Below are 15,849 nucleotides of genomic sequence, written 5' to 3'. Positions count from 1 at the left end.
GTTGCTGGGTGGAAGCGGATTCGGTGTCCGCCACGATCGAACTCATACCGTTATTTTACCATCACTCTCCGCCATTTTCATGATCATATAGAAATATTCGAAGATTCTTTCGATGGTGCCTTCCCGCGCGAAGCGCGGCTACAAAAGCTTGTAGCGCAGCCCCGTGAGACCCGCACCCGAACAGCCCACCCCCGGCCCCGCCCCTTCCTTCCTCGTCGCTGAGCTTTTCGGCCTTCAACCAGCGCTGACCCGCAGCCGGGCGCCGACCCGAGCGGAAGGGGCGACCGTTGCCGCTAATCCGCGCGGAGCGCGCTCCAAGGTTCGAACACTGACTACCACCAAACCCGCACCCGAACAGTGGACCTCAGCCCCTCGCCCACTCTTTTCGTCGCTGAGCTTTTTGGCCTTTAGCCAGTACTCAACCCCCACCCGGGCACCAGACCCGAGCGGAAGGGGTGACCGATGCCGCAAGGGCCGAACCGGCCCACCTGAGGAGTCGCCGAACACAGACTGTGACGTGCCAGACTGGCGTTCGGACGGGACGGAGACGTTCGGGCGGGACGGAGAGGTGATGGCGTGGGCCTGGAGAGCGAGAGCCGGGCGTCGGACTCCCCGTACATCCAGAGGGTGTGGCGCAGCCGCAGCGTCGGCACCGGCGAGATGATGTCGATCGCCGCCGCGAGCTGGGATCTGGTCGTCGTGGAGCAGCGGGACCAGGTCAGCGTGGTGGTGCACGGGCCGGAGTCGGCGGCGGGCCGGGCCGAGGTTCCCGAGGACGCGGCGTTCATGGGGATCACGTTCGAGCCCGGCACGTCCATGCCGCATCTGCCGGCCGGTCGGCTGGTGGACGACGGTGTCGAGATCCCTGGCGCGACCCGGCGCTCGTTCTCGCTGAAGGGCTCGTCGTGGCACCTTCCCGGCTATGACAACGCCGAGGCGTTCGTCGAACGGCTGGTGCGCGAGGACGTTCTGGCGCGTGATCCGATCGTTGAGGCGGTGCTTCGGGGCGAGCCGTCGGGGCTCTCCGAGCGGACCGTTCAGCGGCGGTTCGTGGCGGCGACCGGGCTCACCCACGGGACCATCAGGCAGATCGCTCGCGCCAGGAAGGCGGCCGTTCTGCTTCGGGAGGGCGTGCCCGCCCAGGACGTGATCCACCGCCTCGGCTACTTCGATCAGCCGCATCTGGCGCGGTCGTTGACGCGTTTCGTCGGACGTACGGCCACGCAGCTCAGCGGCCGGGCGCCCGCAGGCCAGCTGTCGCTTCTGTACAAGCCATGAGCCCGGCCGTTCCCTTAGCCTCCACGCGCAGCCAATGGGAACGGGAAGGTCATCATCATGCGCAAAGTCGTGTCGGTCCTCTTCACCACGGTCGATGGCGTCGTGGAGTCCCCTGATCAGTGGCAGTTCGCCTGGGACGACGAGATGGCCGCGTTGCTGGCCGGGTCGCTCGAACGCTGCGACGCCGTGCTGCTGGGCCGGGGCACCTACGAGATGTGGTCCGGATACTGGCCGAACTACACCGGTGGTGAGGATGCGGCGTTCGCCGACTGGATCAACAACTCGCCCAAGTACGTCGTCTCGTCCACGCTCGACAACGTCGACGACTGGCAGAACAGCACCCTGACCACGCTCGCCGACATCAAGCACCTCAAGGAGGGCGAAGGCAAGGACATCTCGGTCTCCGGCAGCCCCGGCCTGGTCGCCTCGCTGCTGGCGGAGGGACTACTGGACGAGCTGACCCTGCTGATCAACCCCGTCGTCGCCGGTGGGGGACGCAAGAAGCTGTTCTCTGATGACGCCGCGCTGAAAAAGCTCGGGCTGGTGAGTGCTCAGCCCACGAGCACCGGCGCCATCATCGCTACCTACGCACCGAGCGAATGAACGAGGCCCACTCGGCCCGCGTGAACTCAAGGACGGGACTGTCATCACCCTGCTTGCTGTCCCTCACACCGACCGTGCCCTGAACGGCGGACCCGACTTCGACGCATTCGCTGCCAGCCTCGCTGTGACTCGCTTTGCGCCAACTGCCCACCTCAATGCAGTCGCCGTTGGCTTCACTGTGGCTGGATTTGCGCCGGCCACTTCGGCAGTAGCCGACCTGTGAAGTCAGCATCAATCGGCAGCACGTAGATCGTGACATGCGGATGCCGCTCAGCGGTCGAGATCAGATGCCGGAGCTGGCCGAGGACGATTCGTGGCGGCACGGTCCGGCGGCGTAGGACTACCTCGTCGAGGATGACTTCGTAGCGCGGCCCTTGAGGTCCAAGGACACCCCCCCTGACGGCGTAGCCGGGCCTCCATCATGCGTGCGGGGAGGAAATCCAATGCCCCCTCGGACCTCACCATCTCAATCATGAATCGCGTGAAGTCGGGGGTCTGCAGGACGCCCGGGATCGTGAACTGGTTGTACTCGCTGATGGTCTTGGCGCCGGACTCGATGTCGGCGTAGAGGCGTTGGCGGGCGCCCATGGCGTCGCCGTAGGCGTCCCACCAGCCGCGTTCGGCGGCGTCGCGGGCGATGGTGATGATCTCCTGCCACTTGTCGTCCGTGACGTTCAGGACGTCGAGGATCTTCATGATCTCGGCGAGGCCGGGGCGGATGTGCACGCGCGGTCACGATGGAGGCCTCTCGAACCGTTCTGTTCCCCGCGAGGTGGCCGATGCTGCTCGACCGTCCCGATCCCCACACGTCGATGAGCTGGCGGCGCGCCTTCCCCGGCACGGCCGATCAGGCGCGGTGTGTGCGCATGTTCGCCGCGTGCCCTGCTCGCGGACTGTCCGGCGCTGGACGAGGTGCTCCTCGCGCTGAACGAACTGGTGGTGAACGCGATCCGGCGCACCGAGTCGGGTCAGGACGGCGGGTCGTTCACCGTGGAAGTGCAGCAGGGCGGCGGGGGAGTGGCGGTCTCGGTCGCCGACCAGGGCGGCCCGGACGAACCGGCGGCGGGGCTTCCGAGTCCGGCCGGGGGCTGCTCACGGTCTCGCTCACGGCGGCGAGCTGGGGATGGCACGGCAACTGCCAGGGCCGTACGGTCACGGCCGTCTTTCCGGGGGAGACGACTCACAGACATTGATGTTCTTTTGGTCTGGACAGCCTCGCCCGGCCTTTGTACGTTGCCAGGAAACACTGGGAACGTTGGAGGTCGCGATGCGTGGAGTGAGGCGGATTCTGCTTTCGGCCGTGCTGGTCGCCGGGGTCGTCTCGGTGCCGATGCCCGCCCAGGCCGCGCCGCCGAACGGCTGGCGGGAGGTCGGGCTGCCCTTCCTCTGGTCGCGCCGGACCCTGGGGTTCGTCGAGGCCGCGGGCCCCTCGGACGTGTGGATCGCGGGCGCACAGGGGCAGGTCGCGATTCCACAGCCGACCGGCGGAGTCCTCTGGACGCCCGGCAACCCCGTCGTCCGCCGCCTGAAGGACGGCGCCTGGCACGAGTACCCGCTGGACGGCTGGCCCGGTTGGGCCCAGGTGACCGGTCTCTCGCAGTCCGGCGACGACGTGTTCGTCACCGGCCCGTCCGACCCGCCGTACGTGGCCAGGTTCGACGGGACGCGGTTCAAGCCCGTCTCCCTGCCGGCCGGTGCCCGGCGCGTGTACGTGCGGCCCGGGCCCGGCGGCACCTGGGCGGTCTCGGGCCAATGGCACGATCGGGCCCTGCTGCGCTGGGTCGACGGCGCGTTCCAGAAGGTGGAGCTCCCCGCGGGCTACCTCCTGCACGACGTCGTGGCCGTCGGCCCCAACGACGTCTGGGCGGTCGGCCGCCAGGGCGAGGGCGATGCGACCCGACCGGCGTCGCTGCACTGGAACGGCAAGACCTGGACGTCCTACCCGGTCCCCGACCTCGGGTTCTACGACTCGCTCTACCAGGTCTTCGCCACCTCGTCCGGCGAGGTCTGGGCGAGCGACACCAGCTTCGAGAACACCGGCACCCTGACGACTCTGCTGCGCTGGACGGGCTCCGCCTGGGTCAAGGTGAAGGTGCCGCAGGAAGCGCAGAGCCCGCTCGCCTCCGACGGCGCCGGTCGGCTCGTACTGCCGGGCTCGACCTCCACCGGCACCGGCGCCGTGTTCCGCTGGACCGGCTCGGGTTGGCAGACCACCGAGTTCCCGTCCTCGCCCAATACCCGCTTCTTCGACGTCGACGGCGCGCCCGGCACCTCGGCCCTGTGGACCGTCGCCCAGCGGGACCTGACCCCCGTCATGCAGACGAACGCTCCCTAGGCCGCGGCGGCCAGGCGGAGACGGACCTCTTCGAGCATCCGCTGGCGCCGCGACTCCTCCTGGGGCCCTGCGGCCGTACGGTCACCAGCGCTTCTTCCATGCCCTGCCAGAACTGGCGATGCGGGGTGAGCCGTTCGCGTCGCAGCACCGCCTCGATCTGCGGCAGGGACAGGCGGGCGCGGCGGGCCTCGCGGTCCTGCGCCTGCTCCTGGAGGATCGCGGTGACCACGGCGGCGACGGCGATGAACGTGACCGCCAGGCACACCACGATCGTGTGCGGCGCCAATCCAAGATCGGGCATATCGCCGACTTTACGACGTGCGCACCGGGGTTGGAGGGATCTTGGCCAGGCAGGTGGTGTCGCCGACTCGCCCGTTCTGGATGAAGCCGGTCTCGATGGCGGCCGCGCAGCCGCTCGGCTCGCGTTCGGCGACGTGGCCGACGTTCGGGACCTCGACCACGGTGCTGCGACGGAACTGGCGGGCGGCCAGGCGGCCTTCCTCGGTCGGGGTGTTGGTGTCGAGCTCGCCCGACACCACCAGGACCGGGACGTCGGGGAAGTGGCCGGTCGCCTGGCCGGCGCCCTGGGCGGGCCAGCGGATGCACGAGTCGCCGCGGTCGTCGATGGCGCTGGTCCAGGCGGTCTTGCCGAACGGCCAGAGCGCGCGTTCGGCGAGCTTGCCGCGCGCCGTGGCGTACTGGCGCAGGCGGGTGCCGACCGGCGCCTTGCGGTCCCACAGCGTCGGGTAGTCGTTGCACATGACCGACGCCGCGACGGCCGCGTTGAACGGCTGCTCGTCGGCGCTCGACCCGCTCACCGGCCCCTGCTCGCGCGCGGCCTTGAGCAGGGGCTCGTTGTCGCCGTGCAGTGCCTTGCCGACGATGAACGGCACGTCGCCGATGCTCTTGGGCGCCTGGCTGGCCGAGTCGTACACGATCGAGGCGAGCGAGGTGTCGTCCAGCTTGCGCCCGTCGTAGGAGATCGGGTGGGCGCGCAGTCGCTTTGAGAGCTTGCCGATGTCGTTCAGGACCTTGCGGCCGTCGCAGGCCCCGGCGCTCCGCTCGCACATCAGCGTCAGGGTCCGGCGGGCGGCGCGGGCGTTGGGGCGCGCCCACATGTCGAACGCCAGGGGATAGGCGCTGGACAGGACCACCGACCGGATGTTGTGCGGGTGGCGTTGCGCGTAGACGGCCATCAGGTAGGTGCCGTACGACTCGCCCAGCAGGTCCAGGCGTGGGACGCCCAGCTTGGCGCGTACCGCGTCGATGTCGTCGGCGGTCTCGGCCGAGGTGTACGCCCGCGCCCGTTCGCCCAGCTTGGTGCCGCAGTCGCCGACCGCCCGCACGAACCCGTCCCGGGTGGAAGGAAGATCCGGGCCCAGCCCGCAGTCGACCGGCGTCGAGCGGTTGACGCCGCGCGGATCCACCAGCAGCAGGTCATGGTCCTGGAGCAGGCCCGCGAAGACCTTCGCGTACGTGGGGCCGAACGCGATCGTCGAGTCGCCGGGCCCGCCGGGATTGACGGCCAGCATCCCCCTGGCGGCGCCCTTGCCGCGATGCCGGATCACCGCGTACGCGACGGTCGTGTTCCCCATCCCCGGACGGTCCCGTACGAGCGGCACCTGGACCGTCCCGCACTCCGCGTGCGGGACCGGCAGGCACTCCGGGGCGGGATCGGCCGAGGCCGCCACCGGAGCGACGACCGAGGAGCCGGCCAGGCCCATGACAACGATCTTCGACATCAACGTCATGGGCCCAGCATGCTGAGCGTGATCCCGGCGGCGCATCGGCCGGTGGCGGGTTCCCGCCCGTGGCTCTCAGGTAGCGGTCAGCAGGTCTGCTGGTAGGGGATCTGCTTGACGTTGGCCTTCCATTCGTCGCGGGTGAGCTGGCCGGTCTCGGCGCAGAGCGAGGACTTGAGCCTGTCCGGCGCGATCGTGTGGGTGACGAGCCTGCCGTCCTCGCCGACGCTGTAGAGGCGGCTGCCGTCGGGGCTGAACGCCAGCGCGTGGATTTCGGTCGAGTCCGCGCCCGCGCCCTTGGCGTGGCCGGTCAGGGCGAGGCCGATGCGGCGCTGGTTCGCCACGTCCCAGAGGTCGATGGACCCGTTCTTGTCGGTGGTGGCGACGAGCTGTCCGTTCGGGGACATGGCCGCGATCGGCGTCGAGGAGTCGGGGGTCGGGATGGGGTTGCCGATCTGCTTGAGCGTCTTGGCCTGCCAGAACGAGAGGGACCGGCGGTCGACGCGGTCCTGGACGGTGACCAGGACGTCGTTCCCGCCGATCGCCTGCGTGGTCGAGGCGATCGAGTTGGCGGGGGCCAGGGTCTTCCCGGACGGGAACTCGACCGTCCCGATGTCCTCGGACGAGACGACCGCCTTGCCGTCCTTGGTCCAGACGACCTTGGGGTACTGGGGGGCCGTCAGCGGGTCCTCCTTGGTGGCCCGAGCCTGGCCGAGCTGCTTGCCGGACAGGTCGAAGAACTGCAGCAGCGCCGGCGTCGAAGCGTCATGCGGGGTGAGCGCGGCGACGGCCTTGCCGTCGGGGGAGAAGAACGGCGCGGGGCGGTCGATCAGGCTCGGGGGCGGGCCGAGGTTGAGGCCGGCGCGCTTGGTGCGCGACTTCACGTCCCAGATGTCCACGGTGCCGTCGTGACGGGAGTGGGCCAGCAGAGCGCCGTCGTCGGACAGCGAGAGCTTGTCGCCCTGGTAGCCGCGCTTGTAGGAGATGGGCAGGGACCCGCGGACCTTCCCGGAGGCGGTGTCCCAGATCTGCACGGCGGTGGCGTTGCCGCCCAGGGGCGGCTCCTCGGCCGTGGCCAGCGTCGACCCGTCGGTGCTGATCGTGGAGTCGCCGGCGTTCGGCCGGTGGACGCTGACGGGACGGACGAACGGGGTGACGTCGATGGACAGGACCCGGGCCTGGGTGTCGATGCACGTCAGGCTGGTGCCGCCGGCGCCGAACCGGGTGTGGCCGCACTCGTCGTTGGGCTTGTAGTGCATGATCGGCTTGCCGCCGATGTCCAGGCTCCACAGGGCCATGTCCGAGGCGAGGTAGCGGCCGTCGGGGCTGAAGGCCATCTCCTGGTCGAGCCCCGCGCCCTTCGGCACGTCCAGGGTCTGGAGATACTTGCGGGTCTTGGCGTCGATGATGAAGATCTCGTTCTCGTGCCGCGCCGCGAGGTAGCGCCCGTCGGGGCTGAACATCAGCTCGGTGAGCTGCTTGACGTAGCTGAGGCTCGGGACGTCGACGGGAAGCGGCTTGCCGGTCTGCAGGTCGAACCAGCTCAGCTTCTTCCCCTTGCCCGAGACCAGGTAGCGGTCGTCCGGGGAGACCGCCGGGTCCCACGTGGAGTAGGGCTCCTTGGTGGAGAACAGCGGCTTGCCGCTGGTGTCCAGGACCTTGGTCTCGCCCTTGGTCCGGACGATGAGGCGTGATCCCGAAGGGCTGAAGTAGAGCCCGGCCCCCACGGTGTGCCGGTACGGCAACGGCGTGACCGCGCCCGTCATGGCGTCCAGGAGCTTCAGGGACCCGTCCTGCTGCAGGGTCAGCAGCCGCTTGCCGTCGTGGGTCTGGCCCGTTCCGATGACCGCCGGGCCGGGGACGGTGAAGCTGCGCTGCACCTTCCGGGTCACGGGGTCGGCGATGACGAAGCTGTTGCCCTTGCCCCAGGTGTACAGGCCACCGTCGTTGGGTGTCTTGGTGTCCCATTGCGCATCGACGCTGGACGGACGGAAGAAGCCCTTCTCCCACTGGGAGGACAGGGAGAGCAGCGCGTTGTAGACCTCGGTGTTGTCGTCGGCATGGTCGGCGAGGGCGGTCTTGCCGGTCAGGGAGGTCGCCGCGATGGCGAGCCGGCGGGCGAGCACCGGGTCGACGGTACGGAGCTGGAAGGCCTTGGTCGCGAGCTGTTGCCCGATGGCCGAGTCACGCTGGTGCCTGACCGTGGTGTTGGTCTGCTGCAGGTCGTGGCTCTGGACGACCGCGGTGGCACCCGTCGAGGTCGCGATGAGCAAGAGCACGGCCAGCGCGGCGGTGACCAGGGTCCGCAGCCGGGCCCGGCTGCGCGTCTGCTGCTGTGAGGCGTCCAGGAAGGCGCGTTCGGCCTCGTTGAGGGTGACCAGGCGGCGGCCGGTGGACGCCCACTGCAGGGCCGTGTCCAGGGTCGAGCCCTGGTAGAGGTCGGCGGACTTGCGGCCGTTGCCGTTCCACGTCCGGGCGGCGTCGGCCAGCGCGTGGTGGATGACCAGGCCGTCGCGTTCGGCGTCCACCCAGTCGCGCATCCGCGGCCAGGCGCGCGTCATGGCCGCGGTGCCGAGGGTGACCGTGTCGCCGTCGTGGCGGAGCAGGCCCGCCTCGCCGAAGCACTGCAGAACGCGCTGCAGCGCGGGCTCGTCGGACAGCTCGGCGAGGTTGGCCTTGCGCAGGGTGTCCTGGGCGTCCGGGCGCGCGGTGACCATGCGGAGCAGCACGCGGGGGACCGCCTCCTGCGCCTGCGGGTCGAGCCTGCCGTACGCCTGCTCGGCCAGCTGTGACAGCGACAGCGGGAGCGTGATCGATGGGCGCGGGCCCTCGCCCGCCATCCGGTTCCCGGCCTCCAGCGGGTTCTGCGGCTGCCCGCCGACCAGGTCGGCGAGGATCTTCTGCGGCGCCGGGCGCTTGGCCGGGTCCCGGTCGAGAGCGGAGCCCACCAGGGAGCGGAGCGGTTCGGTCAGGACGTTGAGGTCGAGCTCGGCGGTGGTGATCTGGTGCATCAGGCTCGGCATCGTGTCGCCCTTGAACGGGGCCTGCCCGGTCGCGGCGAACAGCACGATCGCGCCCCAGGCCCACACGTCCACGGCCGGGCCTGCGTGCTGGCCCTGGAAGAGCTCGGGGGCCATCCAGCGCGGCGTGCCCTTGAGCATCCCGGTGGCGCTGCGCGACATCTCCGCGGTCTTGGCGATGCCGAAGTCGATCACTCGCGGGCCGTCGGGGCCGAGCAGCACGTTCGCCGGCTTCAGGTCGCGGTGGATCACGCCCGCCTTGTGGATCGAGGCGAGCGCGGTCGCGATGCCGATCGCGAGCCGGTAGAGATCGTCGGACCCGTACGCGCCGGTCCGGTCGACCCACGACTGCAGGTCGGGGCCCGGCACGTACTCGCTGACGATGTAGGGCGGCGCGCCGTCCGGGTCGGCCGCGATGATCCGCGCGGTGCAGAACGCCGCGACCCGCTGGAGCGCCGAGATCTCCTTGCGAAGCCCGCTGCGGATCTGCTCGTCCACCGCGTCGGCGTGCAGCGCCTTGACGGCGACCCGGCTGCCCTGGGCGTCGTAGCCCTCGTACACCACGCCCTGCCCGCCCGCGCCGAGCCGGGCGGCGAGCCAGTAGGGCCCGAGCTGTTTGGGGTCGCTCTCCATGAGAGGTACAGGCACGTTGCGCATCCTCGGACGACGGACGGGGTCCACCGCGCCCCGCGAACCGCCGACATCATATATAGACGCACTCGTTCCTTTGAACCGTTTGTGCCAAAGAACACCCGTCACCCCGGAGCCGGACCCCCGGCGGGGTTGATCGCTGAGAGCGAACGTTGCTGAGGAAACAAAATCGTGCTCCGTTTTCTTGAGTGTGTATGACTCAATCTTCTGGGGTTGGGTCCACTGAGATCGACGCCGCAGTGAAGATCGACGCCGCAGTGAAGATCGATGCCGCAGTGAAGATCGATGCCGCAGTGAAGATCGATGCCGCAGTGAAGATCGATGCCGCAGTGAAGATCGACTCTGTAGTGAAGAGAGACTTGGAGCTGAGCATGAGCGAGACCCTGACGCTGCCGGTGCTGCCCCTGGACGACGGGGCCGTTCTGCCTGGCATGGTGGTGCCGCTGGACCTTTCCGAGAGCAACGAGGTCCGTGCCGCCATCGAGGCCGCGCGCGCGGTGGCCCAGTCCAAGGGGCCGGGCATCCGGTCCGCGTCCAAGCCCCGGGTGCTCCTGGTGCCCAGGCTGAACGGGCAGTACGCGGCGATCGGCACCCTCGGCGTGATCGAGCAGGAGGGCCGCCTCCCTGGCGGCGAGCCGGGCGCCGTCGTGCGCGGCGTGTCCCGCGTGCGGGTCGGGACCGGGACGACCGGGCCCGGCGCGGCACTGTGGGTCGAGGGCACCGAGATCGAGGTGCCGGCGGCCGGCGGGCGCGCCGAGGAACTGGCCAAGGAGTACAAGAGCCTGGTCAGCGCGATCCTGCAGAACCGGGGCGCCTGGCAGGTCGTGGACGTCGTGCAGGGGATCGACGACCCGTCGGTGCTCGCCGACAACGCCGGCTACGCCCCCTACCTGTCGCTTGAGCAGAAGATCGAGGTGCTCGAGACCCCCGACGTGATCGAGCGGCTCGAACTCGTGATCGGGTGGGCGCGCGACCACCTCGCCGAACTGGACGTGGCGGAGACCATCCGCAAGGACGTTCAGGAGGGCATGGAGAAGACCCAGCGGGAGTTCCTGCTGCGCCAGCAGCAGGAGGCCATCCGCAAGGAGCTGGCCGAGCTCAACGGCGACCCCGCTGACGAGGAGGACGACTACCGGGCCCGCATCGAGGCCGCCAACCTCCCCGAGAAGGTCCGCGAGGCCGCTCTGAAGGAGGTCGACAAGCTCGAGCGTTCGTCCGACGCATCGCCCGAGGGCGGGTGGATCCGGACCTGGCTCGACACCGTGCTCGACATCCCGTGGAACGACCGGACCGAGGACGAGTACGACATCGCGGGCGCCCGGGAGATCCTGGACGCCGACCACGCGGGGCTCGACGATGTGAAGGAGCGCATCATCGAGTACCTGGCCGTCCGCAAGCGCCGGGCTGACCGCGGCCTGGGCGTCGTCGGCGGCCGCCGCAGCGGTGCCGTGCTGGCGCTGACCGGCCCTCCCGGAGTCGGCAAGACCTCGCTGGGCGAGTCCGTCGCCCGCGCCATGGGCCGCGAGTTCGTCCGCGTCGCCCTCGGCGGCGTGCGGGACGAGGCCGAGATCCGCGGCCACCGGCGCACCTACGTCGGCGCGCTGCCGGGCCGGATCGTCCGCGCCATCCGCGAGGCCGGCTCGATGAACCCCGTGGTCCTGCTGGACGAGGTCGACAAGGTCGGCGCCGACTACCGCGGCGACCCGACGGCCGCGCTGCTGGAGGTCCTGGACCCCGAGCAGAACCACACCTTCCGCGACCACTACCTGGAGGTCGAGCTCGACCTCAGCGACGTGCTGTTCCTGGCGACCGCCAACGTCGTCGAGGCCATCCCCGGCCCGCTCCTGGACCGGATGGAGCTCGTTCAGCTGGACGGCTACACCGAGCACGAGAAGGTCACCATCGCCCGCGACCACCTGCTGCCGCGCCAGCTGCAGAAGGCCGGTCTGGAGGACACCGAGGTCTCGTTCGGCGACGACGCGCTGCGGCTGCTGGCCGCCGAGTACACCCGAGAGGCGGGCGTCCGGTCACTGGACCGGTCGATCGCGCGGGTGCTGCGCAAGGTCGCGGCGAACGTGGCGCTGGAGAAGACCGAACTGCCCATCTCGGTGGGCGCAGACGACCTGAAGGACTACCTGGGACGTCCCCGGTTCACGCCGGAGGTCGAGCTCAGCAAGTCCGAGCGGCGGACCGGAGTCCCCGGCGTCGCGACGGGCCTGGCGGTCACCGGCGCGGGCGGCGACGTCCTCTACATCGAGGCGTCCCTGGCCGACAAGGAGACCGGCGACACCGGCGTGACGCTGACCGGCCAGCTCGGCGACGTCATGAAGGAGTCGGCGCGGATCGCGCTCAGCTACCTGCGCTCGCGGGGCGCCGAGCTCGAACTGCCGGTCGGCGACCTGAAGGACCGCGGCGTGCACGTGCACGTCCCGGCGGGCGCGATCCCCAAGGACGGCCCGAGCGCGGGCATCACGATGACCACGGCGCTCGCGTCGCTGCTGTCGGGCCGCCCGGTCCGTTCGGACGTGGCCATGACCGGCGAGGTCTCCCTCACCGGCCGGGTGCTGCCGATCGGCGGGCTGAAGCAGAAGCTGCTCGCGGCCAGCCGCCTCGGCATCACCACCGCGATCGTGCCCAAGCGGAACGAGCCCGACCTCGAGGACGTGCCGGCCGAGGTGCTGAAGAACATGACGGTGTTCGCCGTCAGTGACGTGCGCGAGGTGCTGGACCTGGCCCTGGAGCCGGCCACCACCCCCGTGACCGTCTGACCTTCACCCTCGATCTGACTTTCACCCTCGATTCAGAACGCCTGGTGCCAGGCCCCCGCGGCCCGGCACCAGGCGTTCGTCTTTGCCGGCCTAGTGAGACTCGGTCTGTTGCTCGCGTTCGCGTTCGCGTTCGCGCTCCTGCGCGAGCTCGCGTTCGCGGCGTTCGGCGGTTTCGCGCGGGTCGTGGACGACCAGGGGCTCGTCGCCGAGGTCGGTGTGATGCTGGACGGTATAGAAGCGGACCGCGTGCCCATCCGGGTCGTGCACCTCGGGCAGGATCCAGCCGATCGTGGCGTAGTGGACACCCGCGTGCGTCTCGCCGAGGGCGGTCAGGTGCTCGGCTAGCGCCTCGATCTCGTCCTTGCCGGGAACGCCGATGGAGAAGTAGTCGAAGCCCGCGGCCGCCTTGGCGCGGTCGGGATCGAGCCTCAGTGCCAGTCCCGGGCCGCCCGCCGGATGTCGCATCGCGACGCCCATGAGCCTGCCCTGCTCGACGAACTCGATCTCCACCTCGTAGCCGAGCCGGCTGCGGTACCACTCGCGTGAACGCTCCAGGTCGGAGACCGGAAGCTTCAGATGGTGCACCCCTGCCAATCGTGGGACGTCCGTCATGGTGACCCCCTCTGCAGATCAAACGCTGCAGTCCCACTGCATTGATGCAGTTATACTGCAATGCATGCCGGAATCCGTCAACCAGCCCGTCAACCGGGATCTGCGGGCCGCGCGGGTGGCCGAGACCGAAGACAAGATCCTCCGCTCGGCCGCCGAGCTGTTCACCGAGCACGGCTACGCGGGCACGACGCTCGCGGCCGTCGCCGACCACGCCGGGGTCGGCGCCCGTACGGTCTACGTGCGCTTCGGTACGAAGGCGGCGCTGCTTCGGCGGACCGTCGACGTCGCGATCGCCGGGGACGCAGCACCCGTTGACGTGCGCGGACGCGACTGGTTCGCGCGGACGCTGAACGCCCCCACAGCCGCCGAACGGATCGACGCGATGGCGCACGGCGGGGCCGCGATGATGGCGCGGGCGGGCGACATCATGGCCGTCGCATTGCAGGCAGCAGGCGTCGAGCCGGAGCTGGCGGAGGCCACCCAAGCGGGGCGTCTGGCCACCTTGGACAACTACCGGCTCTTCTGGACGCGGATGGCCGAAGACGGCCTTCTGCCTCCGGGCAGCGACGTCGGCTGGCTCACCGAGACCGGCGCCCTGCTCGGCCACGCCGAGACCTACCTGCTGGCGCGGCAGACGATGGGCTGGACACCGGAGGCCTACGAACGCTGGCTCCGCGTCTCCTTCACACGCCTGGCGTTCGGCAGAGACCCCGGCGCGCAAGGCGCCCCGTAAGGCGCCCCCCAGTCACCGAAGTCCGGTGCGCAAGTGGTCTCAGCGGAACCTGACGCGCCTTCAGCGGGCGCGGGGCTTCAGAGAGGGCACAGCTCCAGCGGGGCGCGGCTTCAGCAGGACGCGAGGTGAGCGCGGCGCGGGATGAACGGGGCGCGGGGTTTAGCGGGGGGCTTCAGCGCGGCGCGGTGTGAGCGGGGCATAGCTTCAGCGGGGGCGGGGCTTCAGCGTGGCGCGGGGCGAGTGGAGGCGCGGGGCGAGCGGGGGGACAACTTCAGCGGGGACGCGGGGTGAGCGGGGGCGCGGGGTCAGTGGGCACAGCTTCAGCGCGCGCGGCTTCAGCGGGGTGCGGCTTCAGCGGGGTGCGGGGTGAGCGGAGCGCCGGGTCAGCGGGGGCGGGGCTTTCGAGGGGCACAGCTTCAGCGGGGGGTGAGGCGGAAGACGCGGAGCTGGCGGTCGACGCGTTCGACGTAGGTGTCGTACACCGGCCAGACCTTGAGCAGCTCGGGCCAGACCTCCTCGCGTTCGGCATCGGTGAGCAGCTTGGCCGTCACCGGGACGGTGCGGCCGCGGAAGCTGACCTCGGCGTCGGGGTGCTTGAGCAGGTTGCCGGTCCAGGCGGGGTGCTTCTCGCGGCCGAAGTTGGACCCGACGACCACCCACGTGCCGCCGTCCTCGGGCATGCACGCCAGGGGCGCCTGGCGCGGCTGGCCGCTCTTGGCCCCGGTCGTGGTCAGCACCAGGCTCGGCACCAGGGCCTGCCCCATGAGCATCCGGCCGCCCGTCACCTTGTGCAGGAAGCGGTCGAGCGGCGGCACGATCTTCGGGCCCACCTTGGAGAACGTGGGGGAGCCCGAGATGCGCTGGAAGAGCGGGCGTAGCGTGCGCTGGGCGAGCGTCATCTTCTTGGGCTCCCTGATCTTCGTGGGTTCCCCGCCGCCGGGCGCCAGCCGACCGGCCTTGCGGGGATCGAGGTGGCCGGCCGCCGCCAGCCAGCGGAGCGAGTCGGTGACGGTCTCCTCGACCGGCCGCAGCGTGAGGTCCAGGGACTTCAGCGCGGGCTCGTCGTCGGTCGGGACCAGCTTGACCATGAACTCGGCCGCGTCGCGGGTGAGTGGATAGTCGAACTTCTTGACGCGCTTGGCCGCGTCCAGCGTTGCGCCGAGGCCCAGCATCACCGCGTCCGGAACGGTGAGGCGGCGGCACTTCACGCCGGTGAGCTCGTCGCACAGGTCGGCGAATTGCGGCCATGTCAGATAGTGGCCACCGAGCAGCCACCGATGGCCCGACTGCCGGGTTGACACGGTCCGCGCCAGCGCCTCGGCGAGGTCGCGCACGTCGATGAGCGAGGCGCCGCCGCGCGGCATCGGCCAGGCCGTGCCCAGCGCCCCCACCAGGCCTTCCATCATCGCGTCGAGCACCGGCTGGTCCGGCCCGGTCACCGCGCCCGGGTAGACGACCGTGACGGGCGCACCGTCCTCCTGGAGGCCGCGCACGTAGCGTTCGGCGGCCAGCTTGGACTTGCCGTAGTCGGTACGCGGGGAGGCCAGCGGCCCGTCCACGGTGATGACCGGCGCGGACGGCGGGACGAAGACCCCGACCGTCGAGACGTGCACGACCGGGTCCATCCCGCGCGCCACGGCGCCGCCGACGACGTTGCGGGTGCCCGTCACGTTCACCGAGACCAGATCGCCCGCGGGGCCCGTGACGCCGATCGCGGCGGCGGCGTGGATCGCGGCGTCGCAGCCGTCCAGGGCCTGTGCGACCAGGTCCTCGTCCAGCATGTCGCCGGGGACCAGCTCGACGCGCTCGGCCGGCACGCCCAGGGTCTCCAGCACCTTGGCCGCCTTGCCGGGGTCGCGCACGAGCGCGCGGGGCCGGTGACCGGCCGCGAGCAGGGCGGCGACGGTGTACGAGCCGACGAAGCCGGTCGCCCCGGTGAGGAAGACGCGCATGCGATCAAACTAGCGCTTGGTCGCCTTGAGTGGAACGACCTCCCCCCGATTGTTTCGGACGCCTGGTTTCGCGGCCACAGTCGGTCCGCTCCGTTGACTGCCCTGGAACGCTCCAGCAGACTCGGGGCTCATCCCAACCGCACACGGGAGGGGAC

The 15,849-nt window shown here is 70.3% G+C and carries 14 protein-coding genes and 1 pseudogene; 6 read left to right on the top strand and 9 right to left on the bottom strand.

What is annotated here, in order from left to right:
- Window positions 1-576 precede the first annotated feature (576 nt).
- Window positions 577-1,278 (top strand): helix-turn-helix domain-containing protein, encoded by a 702-nt coding sequence (locus J4573_RS51130; RefSeq protein WP_208263731.1) that lies wholly within the window; start codon window positions 577-579, stop codon window positions 1,276-1,278.
- A gap of 57 nt (window positions 1,279-1,335) precedes the next feature.
- Window positions 1,336-1,881: a dihydrofolate reductase family protein gene (locus J4573_RS51125; protein ID WP_208263730.1), complete on the top strand. Its 546-nt coding sequence runs from the start codon at window positions 1,336-1,338 to the stop codon at window positions 1,879-1,881.
- Here J4573_RS51125 and J4573_RS51120 read toward each other — a convergent pair.
- The 3 genes from J4573_RS51120 to J4573_RS51115 are packed head-to-tail and all read right to left on the bottom strand — an operon-like array spanning window position 1,859 to window position 2,607.
- Complete coding sequence (locus tag J4573_RS51120) at window positions 1,859-2,113, bottom strand: DUF397 domain-containing protein (RefSeq protein WP_208263729.1); 255 nt, start codon at window positions 2,111-2,113, stop codon at window positions 1,859-1,861. The genes J4573_RS51125 and J4573_RS51120 overlap by 23 nt on opposite strands.
- Window positions 2,055-2,237 (bottom strand): Scr1 family TA system antitoxin-like transcriptional regulator, encoded by a 183-nt coding sequence (locus tag J4573_RS56870; RefSeq protein ID WP_372443049.1) that lies wholly within the window; start codon window positions 2,235-2,237, stop codon window positions 2,055-2,057. Before J4573_RS56870 ends, J4573_RS51120 begins: the two co-directional genes overlap by 59 nt.
- The gene (locus J4573_RS51115) at window positions 2,152-2,607 is read right to left on the bottom strand and encodes a Scr1 family TA system antitoxin-like transcriptional regulator (RefSeq protein WP_208263728.1); all 456 of its coding nucleotides are present in this window, start codon (window positions 2,605-2,607) and stop codon (window positions 2,152-2,154) included. Before J4573_RS51115 ends, J4573_RS56870 begins: the two co-directional genes overlap by 86 nt.
- 132 nt (window positions 2,608-2,739) lie before the next feature.
- Between J4573_RS51115 and J4573_RS55025 the strand changes: the two are divergent.
- Together J4573_RS55025 and J4573_RS51105 are read left to right on the top strand one after the other, a co-directional pair.
- Window positions 2,740-2,904, top strand: a pseudogene (locus tag J4573_RS55025) (hypothetical protein); the annotation flags it as partial.
- Between the two features lie 244 nt (window positions 2,905-3,148).
- Window positions 3,149-4,216 carry a hypothetical protein gene (locus J4573_RS51105; RefSeq protein ID WP_208263727.1) on the top strand — a complete coding sequence of 356 codons (1,068 nt, stop codon included), beginning with the start codon at window positions 3,149-3,151 and terminating at the stop codon, window positions 4,214-4,216.
- Here the strand turns inward: J4573_RS51105 and J4573_RS51100 are convergent.
- From J4573_RS51100 to J4573_RS51085, 4 genes are all read right to left on the bottom strand, one after another.
- Window positions 4,194-4,517, bottom strand: a complete 324-nt coding sequence (locus J4573_RS51100; RefSeq protein WP_208263726.1) for a hypothetical protein — start codon at window positions 4,515-4,517, stop codon at window positions 4,194-4,196. The genes J4573_RS51105 and J4573_RS51100 overlap by 23 nt on opposite strands.
- 10 nt (window positions 4,518-4,527) lie before the next feature.
- Window positions 4,528-5,958 (bottom strand): alpha/beta fold hydrolase, encoded by a 1,431-nt coding sequence (locus J4573_RS51095; RefSeq protein ID WP_208263725.1) that lies wholly within the window; start codon window positions 5,956-5,958, stop codon window positions 4,528-4,530.
- A gap of 86 nt (window positions 5,959-6,044) precedes the next feature.
- Window positions 6,045-9,626: a serine/threonine-protein kinase gene (locus J4573_RS51090; protein ID WP_208263724.1), complete on the bottom strand. Its 3,582-nt coding sequence runs from the start codon at window positions 9,624-9,626 to the stop codon at window positions 6,045-6,047.
- Window positions 9,627-9,828: 202 nt separating this feature from the next.
- The gene (locus J4573_RS51085) at window positions 9,829-10,002 is read right to left on the bottom strand and encodes a hypothetical protein (protein ID WP_208263723.1); all 174 of its coding nucleotides are present in this window, start codon (window positions 10,000-10,002) and stop codon (window positions 9,829-9,831) included.
- On the opposite strand from J4573_RS51085, the gene lon reads away from it, so the two are divergent.
- Window positions 10,001-12,397 (top strand): endopeptidase La, encoded by a 2,397-nt coding sequence (lon, locus tag J4573_RS51080; RefSeq protein ID WP_208263722.1) that lies wholly within the window; start codon window positions 10,001-10,003, stop codon window positions 12,395-12,397. The two genes, J4573_RS51085 and lon, sit on opposite strands and share 2 nt — an antisense overlap.
- 90 nt (window positions 12,398-12,487) lie before the next feature.
- Here lon and J4573_RS51075 read toward each other — a convergent pair whose 3' ends face one another.
- Window positions 12,488-13,009 carry a VOC family protein gene (locus J4573_RS51075; RefSeq protein WP_208263721.1) on the bottom strand — a complete coding sequence of 174 codons (522 nt, stop codon included), beginning with the start codon at window positions 13,007-13,009 and terminating at the stop codon, window positions 12,488-12,490.
- 64 nt (window positions 13,010-13,073) lie between these two features.
- Between J4573_RS51075 and J4573_RS51070 the strand changes: the two genes are divergently transcribed.
- Entirely contained in the window at window positions 13,074-13,742 is a 669-nt protein-coding gene (locus J4573_RS51070) for a TetR/AcrR family transcriptional regulator (RefSeq protein WP_208263720.1), read from the top strand.
- A 416-nt stretch (window positions 13,743-14,158) separates the two neighbouring features.
- Here J4573_RS51070 and J4573_RS51060 read toward each other — a convergent pair whose 3' ends face one another.
- Window positions 14,159-15,694, bottom strand: a complete 1,536-nt coding sequence (locus J4573_RS51060; RefSeq protein ID WP_243774940.1) for a nitroreductase family deazaflavin-dependent oxidoreductase — start codon at window positions 15,692-15,694, stop codon at window positions 14,159-14,161.
- Window positions 15,695-15,849 lie beyond the last annotated feature (155 nt).

Source organism: Actinomadura barringtoniae, assembly GCF_017573505.1.
Taxonomy (GTDB): domain Bacteria; phylum Actinomycetota; class Actinomycetes; order Streptosporangiales; family Streptosporangiaceae; genus Spirillospora; species Spirillospora barringtoniae.
This window is presented reverse-complemented; position numbering and strand designations above follow the sequence as displayed.